At 71.9% G+C, this 15,077-nt stretch carries 13 protein-coding genes and 1 pseudogene; 1 reads left to right on the forward strand and 13 read right to left on the reverse strand.

Translation table 11 applies throughout. From position 1 onward, the window contains the following. Positions 1–173 precede the first annotated feature (173 nt). From PV341_RS36510 to PV341_RS36555, 10 genes are all read right to left on the reverse strand, one after another. Positions 174–1,592: an OFA family MFS transporter gene (locus PV341_RS36510; RefSeq protein ID WP_500360064.1), complete on the reverse strand. Its 1,419-nt coding sequence runs from the start codon at positions 1,590–1,592 to the stop codon at positions 174–176. Between the two features lie 531 nt (positions 1,593–2,123). Further along, a complete protein-coding gene (locus PV341_RS36515; RefSeq protein WP_500360069.1) occupies positions 2,124–2,918 on the reverse strand; it encodes an ABC transporter permease in 795 nt (264 codons plus the stop codon). A 5-nt stretch (positions 2,919–2,923) separates the two neighbouring features. Then, positions 2,924–3,880, reverse strand: coding sequence for an ATP-binding cassette domain-containing protein (locus tag PV341_RS36520; RefSeq protein WP_500360065.1), 957 nt, complete (start codon positions 3,878–3,880; stop codon positions 2,924–2,926). 83 nt (positions 3,881–3,963) lie between these two features. Further along, on the reverse strand, positions 3,964–4,605 hold the full coding sequence (locus PV341_RS36525; RefSeq protein WP_500360066.1) for a PadR family transcriptional regulator: 642 nt from the start codon (positions 4,603–4,605) through the stop codon (positions 3,964–3,966). A gap of 108 nt (positions 4,606–4,713) precedes the next feature. Then, a complete protein-coding gene (locus PV341_RS36530; RefSeq protein ID WP_500360067.1) occupies positions 4,714–6,345 on the reverse strand; it encodes a DEAD/DEAH box helicase in 1,632 nt (543 codons plus the stop codon). Between the two features lie 86 nt (positions 6,346–6,431). Continuing rightward, the gene (locus PV341_RS36535) at positions 6,432–6,635 is read right to left on the reverse strand and encodes a cold-shock protein (RefSeq protein WP_319137404.1); all 204 of its coding nucleotides are present in this window, start codon (positions 6,633–6,635) and stop codon (positions 6,432–6,434) included. A 351-nt stretch (positions 6,636–6,986) separates the two neighbouring features. Beyond that, positions 6,987–7,169, reverse strand: coding sequence for a formate dehydrogenase subunit delta (locus PV341_RS36540; RefSeq protein ID WP_500329841.1), 183 nt, complete (start codon positions 7,167–7,169; stop codon positions 6,987–6,989). A 31-nt stretch (positions 7,170–7,200) separates the two neighbouring features. After that, complete coding sequence (gene fdhF, locus PV341_RS36545) at positions 7,201–10,023, reverse strand: formate dehydrogenase subunit alpha (RefSeq protein WP_500329827.1); 2,823 nt, start codon at positions 10,021–10,023, stop codon at positions 7,201–7,203. Next, positions 10,020–11,636, reverse strand: coding sequence for a formate dehydrogenase beta subunit (locus PV341_RS36550; protein WP_500329828.1), 1,617 nt, complete (start codon positions 11,634–11,636; stop codon positions 10,020–10,022). The genes fdhF and PV341_RS36550 overlap by 4 nt, the downstream gene beginning before the upstream one ends. After that, the gene (locus tag PV341_RS36555; protein WP_500329830.1) at positions 11,633–12,088 is read right to left on the reverse strand and encodes an NAD(P)H-dependent oxidoreductase subunit E; all 456 of its coding nucleotides are present in this window, start codon (positions 12,086–12,088) and stop codon (positions 11,633–11,635) included. The genes PV341_RS36550 and PV341_RS36555 overlap by 4 nt, the downstream gene beginning before the upstream one ends. 319 nt (positions 12,089–12,407) lie before the next feature. Between PV341_RS36555 and PV341_RS36560 the strand changes: the two genes are divergently transcribed. Continuing rightward, entirely contained in the window at positions 12,408–13,097 is a 690-nt protein-coding gene (locus tag PV341_RS36560) for a GntR family transcriptional regulator (protein ID WP_500329831.1), read from the forward strand. Here the strand turns inward: PV341_RS36560 and PV341_RS36565 are convergent. The 3 genes and pseudogenes from PV341_RS36565 to PV341_RS36575 form a co-directional block, all read right to left on the reverse strand. Next, on the reverse strand, positions 13,055–13,867 hold the full coding sequence (locus PV341_RS36565; RefSeq protein WP_500329833.1) for an acyl-CoA dehydrogenase family protein: 813 nt from the start codon (positions 13,865–13,867) through the stop codon (positions 13,055–13,057). The genes PV341_RS36560 and PV341_RS36565 overlap by 43 nt on opposite strands. A 221-nt stretch (positions 13,868–14,088) precedes the next feature. Continuing rightward, positions 14,089–14,640 (reverse strand): beta-class carbonic anhydrase, encoded by a 552-nt coding sequence (locus PV341_RS36570; RefSeq protein ID WP_500329835.1) that lies wholly within the window; start codon positions 14,638–14,640, stop codon positions 14,089–14,091. 290 nt (positions 14,641–14,930) lie between these two features. Continuing rightward, positions 14,931–15,077: pseudogene (locus PV341_RS36575) on the reverse strand (formyl-CoA transferase); the annotation flags it as partial.

The raw sequence follows: 15,077 nt of genomic DNA on the forward strand, positions 1-15,077 counted from the left end.
GGGAGCACGGGAGGGACGGGCGGGGCCGGGCGGAGCAGGGAGCGCACCCCACCGGCCGGCCCCGCCTCCGTGACGCGGGCACCCGGTGCGGAACTGCCGCCGTCCCGGGCCGGGCTCCTACGCCCGCGCACGTTCGATGGGGGGCTCCTCGCGGAGCCCCGGTACCGCAACCGTCAGGTGGTCGCCTCGGCAGGGGCGGCGGTGAGGCCGCCCACCGGGGCCACGGGGCTCCCGTCGCCGCTGCGGCGGGGGGCGCCGGGCTGCCGCAGGAACACCGTGATCAGCGCGGAGAGGAAGGCGATGCCCCCGGCCAGGCAGTACGCGCCGGTGTAGCCCCAGGCCGCGACCACCCCGGCGGCCACACCACCGCCGCCGACGCCGCCGACCAGCTTGGCGCTGTAGACCAGCCCGTAGTTCTGCGCGTTGTTGTTCTCCCCGAAGTAGTCCGGAGTGAGCGCGGCGAACAGCGGGTAGAACGCCCCGCCGCCGAAACCGTTGAGGAACGCGAAGAACAGGAACAGGGGTTCGTTGTGCGCCTGGCCCGACCACAGCACGCCGAACTGCGCCAGTCCCGCCACCACCAGGACCAGACCGAGCGTCTGACGCCGCCCCAGGTAGTCCGACAACCAGCCCACGATCGCCCGGCCGACACCGTTGACCACGGCGAGCACACCCGCCGAGGAGGCCGCGACCAGCGGGCCGAAGCCCAGGCTCTTGGCGAACGGGACCTGGAAGTTGATGCCGAAGAGCGACACGCCGCCGATACAGACCAGGGCGAACCACATCAGCGGCAGCTGCCCGGTCCTGATCGCCTCCATCGGGGTGAACTGGCCCTTGGCGGGCGGGTTCTTGGCCAGGCGCTTGGCGACCCGCCTCGCGTCCTCGGTCACACCGCGGTTCAGCGGGTCCACGTCGTGCGGCCACCAGCTCTTCGGCGGGTCGCGGAAGAACATCCCGCAGAAGGCGACGACCAGCACCATGCCCAGCGCGATCAGGTCGAGGACCATCTTGTAGTTGGACGGGTGGAACCAGTAGTTGAAGACGAAGATGAGCGGGAGGGTTCCGTAGGCGAAGCCGCCGTTCACGAACCCGGTACGGGCGCCCTTGTTGTCGGGGTACCACTTGCCGACCATGTTGATGCAGGTGGCGTACACCAGGCCGGCGCCCGTACCGCCCAGCACCGAGTAACCGGCGATCACCACGTAGGGGTTGCCGAGGTGCGAGAGCGCCAGGAAGCCCAGACCGGAGAAGACCGCTCCGGCGAGCATGGCCGTCCTGGCCGGCAGGACCCCGGTCTCCCGCAGCCGTCCCGCGGGGAACGCGACGCCCGCCTGGAAGACCGCCCAGATGCTGGCGATCCAGAACGTCTCGGTGAGGGTCCATCCGTGGGCGTGCTCGAGCACCGCCTCGGCGGAGCTGTAGCCGTACTCGTAGACGCTGACGCCCATCATCGCGATCCAGGGGAGCCAGACCATCCAGGCCCTGGGCCTCCCGAGGAGGGAGGCGTCGGTCTCCCCGACCCGGTAGACGCGGCCGTTCGCGTCGGTGACCTCCCGGTACTGGCCGGGAGTCACGTGCGGTGTTGCTGACATCGGTGCCTTCCCTTGCGTGAAAAGAACCTGGCGTGCGCCCCCTGGGCCTTTCTCTTCATGCGGAGGGGTGGAGCGGACCATCCCTGCGGCTCGGCCCGGCATGGCCGGGCCCGGTGGTACGTCGTCCGGGCGACTGAGGTCCAGGGCGGCAACCCGGACGTGACAGCGCGCAGGCGGGTGACACGGTGGTACGGCCCCGGGCATGGCTGTTCGGCCGTGCTCAGGGAGTGTTGAGGCAGACATTCAGCTGGTCAGCGCGATTCTCCATACTGGAGATTGCATACGGTATGGACCTGCGAAACGGGGTGTCCAGGGGACGACGGGAAGATTGACCAGCGCATTACCAACCGATCAAGCCCGCACCGCGCCCGTCCCGGCGGGCAACTCAGGCAGCTCCAGGGCACGTTGTCCCAGGTCGGAGGGGTAACTGCCACTGCCCGTCGGATGGTTGCCCGGGGCATCCGATGCCTTCGCGCCGCGGACCGGGCCGGGTCCGGGTAAAGGATCGGTAAGGAGGGGGCGGCACCCTTGTTACGCGCTCAGGCGCCCGAACCTCCGTAGCGCCAGCGGCAGGAACACCGCCAGCAGGGCCAGCGGCCAGGCCACCGCGGCCCAGACGTGGCCGGATTCACCACCGGGACCGCCGAACAGGTCGCGTACCGCCGTCGCCGTCCGGGACATCGGGTTCCACTGGACGGCCGTGCCCAGCCAGCCGGGCATGGAGTCGGGCGTGGCGAAGGCGTTGGACAGGAAGCCCACCGGCCAGACCAGGATCTGCACGGCCTGCACCAGCTCCGGCTTCCCCGCGACCAACGCCAGGTGGATGCCGATCCACAGCATCGCGAAGCGGAAGAGCAGCAGGAGGCCGAACGCGCCGAGGAAGGCGGCGGCCCCGCCGTGCGTGCGCCAGCCGAGCGCGTGGCCGACCCCGGTCAGGGCGGCCAGGCCGGCCGCCGACTGGAGCATGTCGGCGGCGGAACGGCCCACCAGGACCGCGCCGCTGGCCATCGGCATCGACCGGAAACGGTCGATCACGCCCTTGTTGAGGTCCTGGGTGACCGCGAGCATCGTGCCCTCCAGACCGAAGGCCATGGTGAGCGCGAGCATGCCCGGGACGAGGTAGCCGAGGTAGTCGCCCGTGACGCCGCGGCCGCCGCCGACGAGGTAGCCGAACATCAGCAGCAGCATCACCGGGAAGACGAGGCCGACCAGCACCTGGACCGGTTGCCGGGCCCAGTGGGCGAGTTCGCGGCGGGTCATGGTCCAGCAGTCGGCCAGGACGTGGGATCCCCGCGCGGGCCGGACCGGGCCCCGGGTGGTGTACATGGCGCTCACACGGCCTCCTTCGTGGGGTGTTTCCCTCCGGTGAGGTGCAGGAACACCTCGTCGAGCGTCGGACGGCGCAGGGCGATGTCCTCCGCCTCGATGCCGGCCGACTCCAGGGCGCGGACGACCCCGGCGAGCGCCGCCATGCGGTCGGTGACCGGGGCGCTGAGCAGCCGCCGGTCGACGTCCACCGACACCTCGCCCCCGGTCGCGGGCAGCAGTGCCCTGGCCGCGTCCAGTCGGCCGGCGTCGCGCAGGACCACGTCGATGCGGTCGCCGCCCGTCCGGGCCTTGAGTTCGTCCGCGGTGCCGTCGGCGATCACCCGGCCGCGGTCGACCACCGAGATGCGGTCGGCGAGCTGGTCGGCCTCCTCCAGATACTGGGTGGTGAGCAGGACCGTCGTACCGCCGTCGGCCAGGGAACGGACCGAGGCCCACACCTCGGCGCGGCCCCGGGGGTCGAGTCCGGTCGTCGGCTCGTCGAGGAACAGCACCTCGGGATCGGTCACGAGGGACGCGGCGAGGTCGAGGCGGCGCCGCATGCCGCCGCTGTACTGCCGGACCGCCTTGCGTCCGGTGTCCGCGAGGCCGAAGCGCCCGAGCAGTTCGCCGGCGCGCTCGCGCGCCCGGCGGGCGCCGAGATGGTGCAGGCGCGCGAACATCTCCAGGTTCTGGCGGCCGCCGAGTTGCTCGTCCAGGGCCGCGTGCTGCCCGAGCAGGCCGATGCGGAACCGCACCTCCCGGGCCTCGGTCACCACGTCGTACCCGGCCACCTCGACGCGGCCGCGGTCCAGCCGGAGCAGGGTGGACAGGATCCGGACCAGGGTCGTCTTGCCCGCGCCGTTGGGGCCGAGCACCCCGTGCACGGTGCCGCGCGCGACCAGCAGGTCGAGCCCGTCCAGCGCCGGTTTGTCGCGGTACTTCTTGTACGCCCCCTCGACGGTGATGGCTGCGTCGGTCATGGGCCACTCCCCCCACTGGGCAACTAGTCAAACTTGACTACCGGCGCAAAGTAGCGGGCGCGGAATCCATTCGTCAAATGTGACTAGTGCTCGTCCCCGGGATGCGGTTCGCCCGTCGTGTACGGGTTCTCCTCGCCCTGCGCGAGCACGCCCACGAAGGGCTCGCCCTCCCCGGCGAAGGTGTAGGCGCCGCCCTCGATCCGCTCGACGAGCCCACGGGTCCACGCGGCGTCGGAGTCGGCCGTGTGCACCCAGAGGTTCATGATCTCGCCGATGTGGCCGAGCCGGCCGGGGCCCTCCTCGGGGACGTAGTGCTCGGTGACGGCGGCCCGCCACTCCCCGATCCTGCGGATCCGCTCCCTCAGCAGGTCCAGTGCCTCGTCCCGGCGCAGGTCGACGATGAAGCCGATGGCCGCGGACTGGAGGTCCATCTTCTGGTCGTAGGCGACCAGCGCCTCGTGCAGGAGGCGCAGGAACTCCTCGGTCCCGGTGTCCGTGATCTCGTACTCGGTGCGGGGCGGGCCGCCCGCCGTCGACGGGGCGACCTCGTGGGCGTGCAGCAGTCCCTGCTTCGCCATCTGCTTCAGGGCGTGGTAGATCGAGCCGGGCTTGGCGTTGGACCACTCGTGCGCGCCCCAGTACTCCAGGTCGTTGCGCACCTGGTAGCCGTGGGCCCGCCCGTGCTGGCGGACCGCGCCCAGGACGAGGAGACGGATCGCTGACATGCCGTCCAGGTTAGGCCGAACGGCACCGGGCCCCGCACGCGCCCCGGCACCGCCGTGCCGCAGCAGGTGCCGGTCCGGTGCCGGGCCCCGTGTACGTCCCCCGTCCGGTCAGCCCGCGGGGTTGCGGCGGCCGCTCCGGCCGCCCCGGCCCTCGGTACCGGCCACCGGCCGCCGCCCGGAGCCGCGGGTCCCCGTACCGGAACCGGCACCGGAAGCCGCGCCCGCCGCTCCCCGGCGGTCGGCTCCCCGGCCGCCCGAACTGCCTGCGGCACCCGTCGTCCCGCGCGCGTCCGCCCGGCGGGCGCCACCGCGAGCACCGGTCCCGGTGGCGGCACCTGCCGCCGCCCCGGCTCCGCCGCCGCTGCGGCGTCGGCGAGCGGGCCGCCCGCCGTTCTCGGTGCCGTTCTTCTGGCGGGACGCCTTCGGCGCGGCCGGCGGCTGGGGCACCTCGATGGTGACGGCCACGCCGGACGGCTCACGGGCGCCGGTGATGGTCGCCAGTTGCGCGTCGCTCGAGGTGATGCGGGCCGTCCGGGGGCGGATGCCCGCGTCCGACATGAGCCGGGTCACGTCCCGCTTCTGGTCGGGCAGGACCAGCGTGACCACGCTGCCGGAGCCGCCGGCGCGGGCCGTGCGGCCGCCCCGGTGGACGTAGTCCTTGTGGTCCATGGGGGGATCGACGTTCACGACGAGGTCGAGGTCGTCGATGTGTATGCCGCGGGCCGCGACGTTCGTGGCGACCAGCGCGGTGACCTGGCCGTTCTTGAACTGCTCCAGGGTGCGGTTGCGCTGCGGCTGGGAGCGGCCCCCGTGCAGCGCCGCCGCGCGGACACCGACGGCCAGCAGCCGCTTGGCGAGCCGGTCGGCGGACCGTTTGGTGTCGAGGAAGAGGATGACCCGGCCGTCGCGTGCCGCGATGCGCGTGGTGACGGCCTTCTTGTCGGTCTCGTCCAGGACGTGGAGCACGTGGTGCTCCATCGTGGTCACCGCCCCCGCGGACGGGTCCACGGAGTGCACCACGGGGTCGGTCAGGAACCGCTGCACCAAGCGGTCGATGTTGCCGTCCAGGGTGGCCGAGAAGAGCATCCGCTGCCCGTCGGGCCGCACACGCTCGATCAGCCTGGTGATCTGCGGCAGGAAGCCCATGTCCGTCATCTGGTCGGCCTCGTCCAGCACCGTGATGCCCACGCTACCGAGCACGCAGTCGCCGTGCTCCACCAGGTCGTTCAGCCTGCCGGGGGTGGCCACGAGCACCTCGACGCCGCGCCGGAGCGTGGCGGCCTGCTTGGTCATGGACAGCCCGCCGACCACGGTGGCCATGCGGAGGTTCACCGCCGTCGCGTACGGGGTCAGCGCGTCCGTCACCTGCTGGGCGAGTTCCCGGGTGGGCACCAGCACGAGGGCGAGGGGCGCCTTGGGCTCCGCGCGCAGTCCGGCCGTACGGGCGAGCAGCGCCAGTCCGAAGGCGAGGGTCTTGCCCGAGCCGGTGCGGCCCCGTCCCAGCAGGTCACGGCCGGCCAGCGAGTTGGGCAGCGTCGCGGCCTGGATGGGGAAGGGGGTGGTCACCCCCTGCGCGGTGAGGGTCTTCAGCAGCCCCGCGGGCATGTCGAGAGCGGCGAAGTCCTCGACGGCGGGAAGTGCGGGTGTCGTGCTTTCCGGCAGCCGGAATTCTCTCGGCGACGATGCGGACGGTGCGGACGACGGCGCGCGCCGATTCGATTTCTGGGGCCTGCGGGACATGCGGATATTTGCCTTCCTGGAGCAGCGCAAACCGGGGTCCGCACCATGACGGTGCGGACCCCGGTGAGCAGGTACGCGTCCGGCGATCAGGCGGGGACGATGTTCTCCGCCTGCGGGCCCTTCTGGCCCTGCGTGACGTCGAAGGTGACCCGCTGGCCCTCCAGGAGCTCACGGAAGCCCTGGGTGGCGATGTTCGAGTAGTGGGCGAAGACGTCGGGGCCGCCGCCGTCCTGCTCGATGAAGCCGAAACCCTTTTCGGCGTTGAACCACTTCACGGTTCCCTGTGCCATGACATTCTCCTTCAGTAGGCAGAGGGCCCATCCGGGGAATGCCGGAGAACAAATAATGCGCCTGCGGGAGATGAATTCCGTCAGGCGCACATAGGTTTCATGGGTACCACAACTGCAACCAGGACACCTTAGCACAGGCCGCGCCCCGGACGACGGGGCGCAAGCGGCGGCAGGCACGGGACGGCGGGCGGGCACCGTCGGTCACGACGCGTTCACGCCGCAGGGTGAAACACCCACCCGTTCATGTGCCGGAGGCTCGGCACGCCCCCGCCCGGGGGCGCGGGGACAGGTCCCCGCGCTCCCCGGTGTCCGGGATCCCGGCCGGCCGGGACCGGCCGGGATTGCGCGTCGTCAGCGCAGCAGCTTCACCGCCTCGACCACCAAGGGGTCCAGCCCGTCCGCCCCGGCGTCGACGAAGTCGAGGAGACGGGTGCGCATGCGCGGGTCCCAGAACCTGCCGATGTGCCCCGCGACGGCCTCGGCCGCCCGGTCGCCCGGCAGATGGACGAGGTTGGCCGCGATGTCGTTGGCCATCCGGCGCTCGGCCGGCACTGCGCCGGCCACCTCAGTCCACCACCGTCAGCAGCTGGTCCCTGTCCCGGTCGTGTTCCGCGCCGTCGGCCCGCCGCGGGCGGGCGAGCCCCACCTGCACGGCGGTCACCTTGTACTCCGGGCAGTTGGTCGCCCAGTCGGAGTTCTCCGTGGTCACCACGTTCGCCCCGGTCACCGGGTGGTGGAAGGTGGTGTACACGACCCCGGGCGGCATGCGGTCGGAGATCTCGGCCTTCAGCGTCGTCTCCCCCACCCGGCTCGCCAGGGTCACCGTGTCGCCGTCCACGATGCCGCGGACCTCGGCGTCGTGGGGGTGCAGCTCCAGCACGTCCTCCGGGTGCCAGGCGACGTTGCCGGTACGGCGGGTCTGCGCGCCCACGTTGTACTGGCTGAGGATCCGTCCCGTGGTCAGGATCAGCGGGAAGCGCCGGGTGCTGCGCTCGGCGGTCGGCACGAAGGTGGTGACCACGAACTTGCCCTTGCCCCGCACGAACTCGTCCACGTGCATGATGGGCGTGCCCTCGGGGGCCTTCTCGTTGCACGGCCACTGGACGCTGCCCAGCTCGTCCAGCAGCTGGAAGGAGACACCGGTGAAGGTCGGCGTGACCTGGGCGATCTCGTCCATGATCTGACCGGGGTGGTCGTACGCCATGGGGTGGCCCATGGCGGTGGCGATCTCGGAGACGATCTGCCACTCGTGCTTGCCCGTCTTCGGCTTCATCACCGCGCGCACCCGGTTGATGCGGCGCTCGGCGTTGGTGAAGGTGCCGTCCTTCTCCAGGAAGGACGCGCCGGGCAGGAAGACGTGCGCGAACTTCGCCGTCTCGTTGAGGAACAGGTCCTGGACGACGACCAGTTCCATGGCCTCCAGCGCGGCGGTGACGTGCTTGAGGTTGGGGTCGGACTGCGCGATGTCCTCGCCGTGCACGAACAGGCCGCGGAACGTCCCGTCGATGGCCGCGTCGAACATGTTCGGGATGCGCAGCCCGGGCTCGGCAAGGATCGTGCCGCCCCAGAGGTTCTCGAACACGGTGCGCACGGCGTCGTCGGAGACGTGCCGGTAGCCGGGCAGCTCGTGCGGGAACGAACCCATGTCGCAGGAGCCCTGGACGTTGTTCTGGCCGCGCAACGGGTTCACCCCGACGCCGTCGCGGCCGAGGTTGCCGCAGGCCATCGCCAGGTTGGCCATGCCCATCACCATGGTCGAGCCCTGGCTGTGCTCGGTGACGCCAAGACCGTAGTAGATGGCGCCGTTCGGGGCCTGCGCGTACAGCCGTGCCGCCGCGCGCAGTTCCCCGGCCGGCACCCCGGTGAGCTCCTCCGTGGCCTCCGGGCTGTTCTCCGGGCGGGCGATGAACTCCGCCCACTCGTCGAAGTCCTCGCACCGCGCGTCCACGAAGGCCCGGTCGACCAGCCCCTCGGTGACCACCACGTGCGCCATGGCGTTCACGACGGCCACGTTGGTGCTGGGCCGCAGCTGCAGGTGGTGCTCGGCCTGGACGTGCGGGGAGCGCACCAGGTCGATGCGGCGCGGGTCCACGACGATGAGCTTGGCGCCCTCGCGCAGCCGGCGCTTCATCCGCGAGGCGAACACCGGGTGCCCGTCCGTGGGGTTGGCGCCGATCACCATGATGACGTCGGCCTCGGCCACGGACCGGAAGTCCTGGGTGCCGGCCGACTCGCCGAAGGTCTGCTTGAGCCCGTACCCCGTCGGGGAGTGGCAGACCCGGGCGCAGGTGTCGACGTTGTTGTTGCCGAAGGCGGCGCGCACCATCTTCTGGACGACGTACACCTCTTCGTTCGTGCACCGCGAGGAGGTGATGGCGCCGATCGCGCCCGACCCGTACTGCTGCTGGAGCTCGCGCATCCGGCGGGCGACCGTGCCGATCGCCTCGTCCCACTCGACCTCGCGCCACGGGTCGGTGATCTTCTCGCGGACCATGGGCTTCAGCACCCGGTCGGGGTGGCTGGCGTAGCCGAAGGCGAAGCGGCCCTTCACGCAGGAGTGGCCCTCGTTGGCGCCGCCGTCCTTGTACGGCACCATCCGCACCAGCTCGTCGCCGCGCAGCTCGGCCTTGAAGGAGCAGCCGACGCCGCAGTACGCGCAGGTGGTGACCACCGAGCGGGTGGGCATGCCGAGTTCGACCACCGACTTCTCCTGGAGCGTGGAGGTCGGGCAGGCCTGCACGCAGGCCCCGCAGGAGACGCACTCGGACTCCATGAAGCTCTCGCCGGCGCCGGCGGAGACCTTGGAGTCGAAGCCGCGCCCCTCGATGGTCAGCGCGAAGGTGCCCTGCACCTCGCCGCAGGCGCGGACGCAGCGGGAGCAGGCGATGCACTTGGACGCGTCGAAGTCGAAGTAGGGGTTGGAGGTGTCCTTCTCCGCGTCGAGGTGGTTCGCGCCCTCGTAGCCGTAGCGGACCTGCCGCAGCCCGACCACGCCGGCCATGTCCTGCAGCTCGCAGTCGCCGTTGGCCGGGCAGGTCAGGCAGTCCAGCGGGTGGTCGGAGATGTACAGCTCCATGACGCCCTGGCGGAGCTTCTCCACCTTGGGGGTCTGGGTCCGCACGCTCATCCCGTCCGCCACCGGCGTGGTGCAGGACGCCGGGGTGCCCCGCCGGCCGTCGATCTCCACCACGCACAGCCGGCAGGAGCCGAAGGGCTCCAGGCTGTCGGTGGCGCAGAGCTTGGGGATGTCGATGCCGGCGAGCGCGGCGGCGCGCATCACCGATGTGCCCTCCGGCACGGTCACCGGCATCCCGTCCACTTCCACCGCGACCGTCGCCGCGCCGGGGCGCTCCGGTGTGCCGAAGTCGGGTTCCTTCAGGAGTGTCATGCCGTGCCCTCCGTCCTTCCTCCATGGGCGTGCGTGCGTGGGATCGCCCGGCCGGGGTCGCGGGCGAGGAAGTCGTCGGGGAAGTGCGCGATGGCGCTGCGCACGGGCATCGGCGTGAGCCCGCCCATCGCGCACAGGGAGCCGTCGGTCATCAGCTCGCACAGGTCCTCGAGCAGGGCCAGGTTCTCGTCCCGCTGCTGACCGGCCACGATCTTGTCGATCACCTCGACGCCGCGGACCGATCCCACCCGGCAGGGCGTGCACTTGCCGCAGGACTCCTCGGCGCAGAACTCCATCGCGAACCGGGCCTGGGCGGCCATGTCGACGCTCTCGTCGAAGACGACGACGCCGCCGTGGCCCAGCATGGCACCCGCCTCGGCGAACGCCTCGTAGTCCATCGGCAGGTCGAACATCGACGTCGGCAGGTAGGCGCCGAGCGGCCCGCCGACCTGCACCGTGCGGACCGGCCGCCCGGAGAAGGTGCCGCCGCCGTACTCCTCGACCAGTTCGCGCAGCGTGACGCCGAAGGCGGTCTCCACGATCCCGCCGCGGGCGATGTTGCCGCCGAGCTGGAACACCTGGGTGCCGCGCGAGCGCTCCACGCCGAGTTCCCGGTACGCCTTGGCGCCCTCGGCGAGGATGACCGGCACCGTGGCGAGGGTGAGGACGTTGTTCACGACCGTCGGCTTGCCGAACAGCCCCTCGATGGCGGGGATCGGCGGCTTGGCCCGGACGGTGCCGCGCTTGCCCTCCAGGCTCTCCAGCATGGAGGTCTCCTCGCCGCAGATGTACGCGCCGGCGCCGACGCGTACGTGCAGGTCGAAGTCGAGCGGGGACCCAAGGATGCCCTCGCCGAGCCACCCCTGCTCGCGCGCGATGCCGATCGCCGCGCGCATCGTGGCCACCGCGTCGGGGTACTCGGAGCGGATGTAGAAGTAGCCCTCGCGGGCGCCCACGGCGTGCGCGGCGATCGTCATGCCCTCGATGAGCATGAAGGGGTCGCCCTCCATGACCATGCGGTCGGCGAAGGTGCCGCTGTCGCCCTCGTCGGCGTTGCAGCAGACGAACTTGAGTTCGTCGGCGCAGTCCATGACGGTCTTCCACTTGATGCCGGCCGGGAAGCCGGCGCCGCCGCGGCCGCGCAGGCCGGAGTCGGTGACCTCGGTGACGACGTCGGCGGGGGCCATGCCGAGGGCGGTGCGCAGTCCGGCCAGGCCGCCGTGGCGCAGGTAGTCCTCCGGCGAGAGGGGGTCGGTCACCCCGACCCGGGAGAAGGTGACCCGCGTCTGGCGGGCCAGCCAGGGCAGTTCGTCGACGACGCCGAGGCGCAGCGGGTGGTCCGCGCCTTCGAGCATGCCCGCCGCCAGCAGTCCCTCCACGTCCGAGGGGGCCACCGGCCCGTAGCCGACACGGCCGGCCGGGGTGACCACCTCGACCAGCGGCTCCAGCCACAGCATGCCGCGGGAGCCGTTGCGCACCACGTCGACGGGCGCCTCCCGCTCCGCCGCGACGCGCCGCAGCGCGTCCGCCACCTCGTCCGCGCCGACCGATCTGGCCGCCGAGTCACGCGGGACGTAGACCGTCACCGTGGAGTCGGAAGAGTTCTTCGTCATGCGACCGTCCCCTTGAGGATGGAGCCCAACCGGGCCGTGCCCACTCGTCCGTACAACCGGCCGTTCACCTCGACCGCCGGCCCCAGGGCGCAGTTGCCGAGGCAGAAGACCTGCTCGACGGTGACCGAACCGTCCGGGGTCGTCTCCCCCAGGGCCAGTCCCGCTTCCCGCGCGTAGCCCACCAGCGCGTCGGACCCGAGGGCCTGGCAGGCCTCGGCGCGGCAGATGCGCACCGTGGTCCGTCCCGCCGGCTCACGGCGGAAGTCGTGGTAGAAGGTCACCACTCCGTGGACGTCCGCCCTGGAGAGGTTGAACTCGTCGGCGAGCACCGGTATCGCCTCTTTCGGCACGCAGCCCAACTCGGCCTGCAGGGCATGCAGTACCGGTAGCAGGGCACCGCGCTGATCCCGATGGTCGGCCACAACCGTCCTGACCACGTCTTCGACCGTCATGTCACTCCCGCCGATCGTCATTGACCACTCCGCCTTCGCCAGGTCAGGGAGTTCGGGCGCGGGATCGTCACGAAGCCGCTTCGCCTTCCCGACGGTGCCGGCAGTACACGGCGACGATACCGCATACAAACTTCTGCATACAGAATCCTGCAGCCGGGACTTTTCCCAAGTCCCGGCACCCGGGCGCGTCTTGTCGCGACCGAAAGGCATGTTGCATACCAAAACCTGTATACTGCCCGTTCCCGCCGCCGGCGCCCCTCACGGCGGCCACCAGTGCAGAGCCGTCGGCCCACAGGCTCGGTGGCAGAACGGGGGAACCATGCGTGAGGCCCTGACGGCCGCGGCGACCCGCCGGGTCGCCCGCCCCGCACCACTGCGCCAGGCCGTGTACGACGCCCTGATCGAACTGATCATCAACGGCTCCCTCACACCGGGCCAGCACCTGGTCGAGGCCGAACTCGCCGAGCACCTCGGGGTCTCCCGCCAGCCGGTGCGCGAGGCACTGCAGCGGCTGCAGACCGACGGCTGGGTCGACCTGCGCCCCGCCCAGGGCGCCTTCGTCCACTCCCCCACCGAGGAGGAGGCAGCCCAACTGCTCGGCGTCCGCTCGGTGCTGGAGACGTACTCGGCCCGGCTCGCCGCCGAGAACGCCAAACCCGAGGACGTCGAACGCCTCTGGGAGCTGCAGAAGGAGGGTGTCGAGGCGCTCGCCGGGGGCGACGTGGAGCGCCTGGTCACGGCGAACACGGCGCTGCACTCCTTCATCACGTCCATCGCCGCGAACGCCGTGCTGGCCGAGCTGATCTCGCAGGTGAGCCGGAAGGTGCGGTGGTACTACACCCCCATCGCCAAGCCCCGCGGCAAGGACGCCTGGAACGAGCACGCCCAGCTCATCAAGGCCATCGCCAAGGGCGACGGCGACCGCGCCGGCGAGATCATGCGCAAGCACACCGAACGCACCGGCGACTACCGCAAGGCGGTCGCGGCGGGGGCGACGGCGCTGAGCTGAGCCGCCCCGCCCACCGCCGCCGACGCGGCCGTGTCCGCGGCCTCGACCGACGGGTGGACGGCCGAGGAGCCCAGGGCGTCGCGCAGTTCGTGCAGCCACGGCAGCACGGTGCGCAGCACGACCTCGTGCCCCGCGCCGTCCTCCCCGAGCATCGCGTCGGCGGGGACGAGGACCGGATCGGCCAGGACCGTGGAGGTGGCACTGCCGTGCGGTCCGCCTCCGTCCGGCCGGGCCGGGACGAACAGGTCGGGCGCGTGCGCGGGCACCAGCCACAGGGTCAGCCCGTCCCCGGCGGCCAGCGGCAGCGACGACCAGACGTAGCTGTCGGCCTCCCCCGCCGCGACCACCTCGCGCTTGCGGGCGCGCAGGGCGACCACCTCTCCCGAGCGGGTGGCGGTCGCGCCCGCGGCACCGTACGCGCCGTCCGTACCGTCCGCCAGGGCGAGGCTGCTGAGGTGGCGTCCGGCGGCCGTCTCGCCGCGCACCCAGCGGCTCCCGCACGCCTCGATCACGGCGACCGCCGCGTAGTGGGACTGCAGCACGGCCGCGGTCACCGGGCAGGTCCCGGCGATCCGCGCGACGACCTCGGCGGCCTCGGCCGGACCCCGGCCACCGCCGCCCAGGTCGGTGGAGACGGTCAGCCCGAGCAGCCCCGCCTCGCCCAGGGCGCTCACCGCGCGGCGCGGGAAGCTCCCCTCCCTGCCGGTCCGCTCGGCACGGGGCGCGATGACGTCGCTCAGGACACGGGAGAAGGCGTTGCGGTACGACACGAGGTGACCCCCTCGGGAACGGTTGCTGATCTGCCGTCAGGCAGCGGATGTGGGCACGACGACGGACGGGGCGGCCGGGCACGCGGGTGCGTGCGGGCCGGCCGCCCCGCCGGCGTGCGCGCGGACCAGCCGCCGGGAGCAGCCGTCCCGCGTCTCCCGGCAGGTTGCCGTCCGCCGGTCCGCGCGCAGGTCCTGGTGGGGGCTTGCGTGCCCCGGGTGGTTCAGGGGCGCGGGTCGATCTCCCGCAGCAGCCCCGTCGTGACGTCGAAGACGAATCCCCGGACGTCGTCGGTGTGGGGCAGGAACGGGGACGTACGCACCCGCTGCATCGACTGCCGGACGTCCTGGTCGACGTCCTGGAACGCCTCCACCGCCCAGGCAGGGCGCTGGCCGACCTCCAGCTCCAGCTCGTGGCGGAAGTCCTCGGTGAGGGTCTGCAGACCGCAGCCGGTGTGGTGGATCAGTATCACGCTGCGGGTCTTCAGGGCGCGCTGGCTGATGGTCAGCGACCGGATGGTGTCGTCGGTGACCACACCGCCGGCGTTGCGAATGGTGTGGCAGTCGCCCAGTTCCAGGCCGAGGGCGGCGTGCAGGTCGATCCGGGCGTCCATGCAGGCCACCACGGCCACCTGGAGCACGGGCCGGGCGCCCATGCCCGGGTCGGTGAACCCGGCGGCGTACTTGCGGTTGGACTCCACGAGGCGGTCGGTGACCGTCTCCCCGCCCGGGGCGCTGCCGCCGGGCTGTGCGGAACCGTACGTTGACGTCGTCATGACTTCCGGTGCGCTCCTTTTCTGGTGCGGCCGTCCACGTGCTCCGATCATCCACGCGGGCTGCCGGTCCGGGGCGGACCACGGCGGCACCTGCCGCTCCCGTGTCCGCCCGGCGGTCGATAGACGGGGTGTATCAACTCAGGCCGGACCGCACGGCGCACCGGCCCCGGTACGGCGGCGGGGTCCGCGGCGCCGGCGGGCCGCACACCGGGCGCCGCCCGTACGGCGGCGGGGCGCACCGCCGGGTCGTGTCACTGCCGGTGGAACGGCGCGCGTGGTCCGCGGTCATGTCAGATCACTCCCAGTGCCTTGAGCCCCGGCAACTCGTCCTCGTGGATGCCGAGTTCGGTGGTGTAGATGTCGTGGTTGTGTTCGCCGAGGAGGGGTGAGCGGTGGATGGTGGTGGGTGAGTCGGAGAGTTTGAGGGGGTTGCCGAC

Source organism: Streptomyces sp. PA03-1a, from assembly GCF_033792805.1.
Classification (GTDB): Bacteria; Actinomycetota; Actinomycetes; order Streptomycetales; family Streptomycetaceae; genus Actinacidiphila.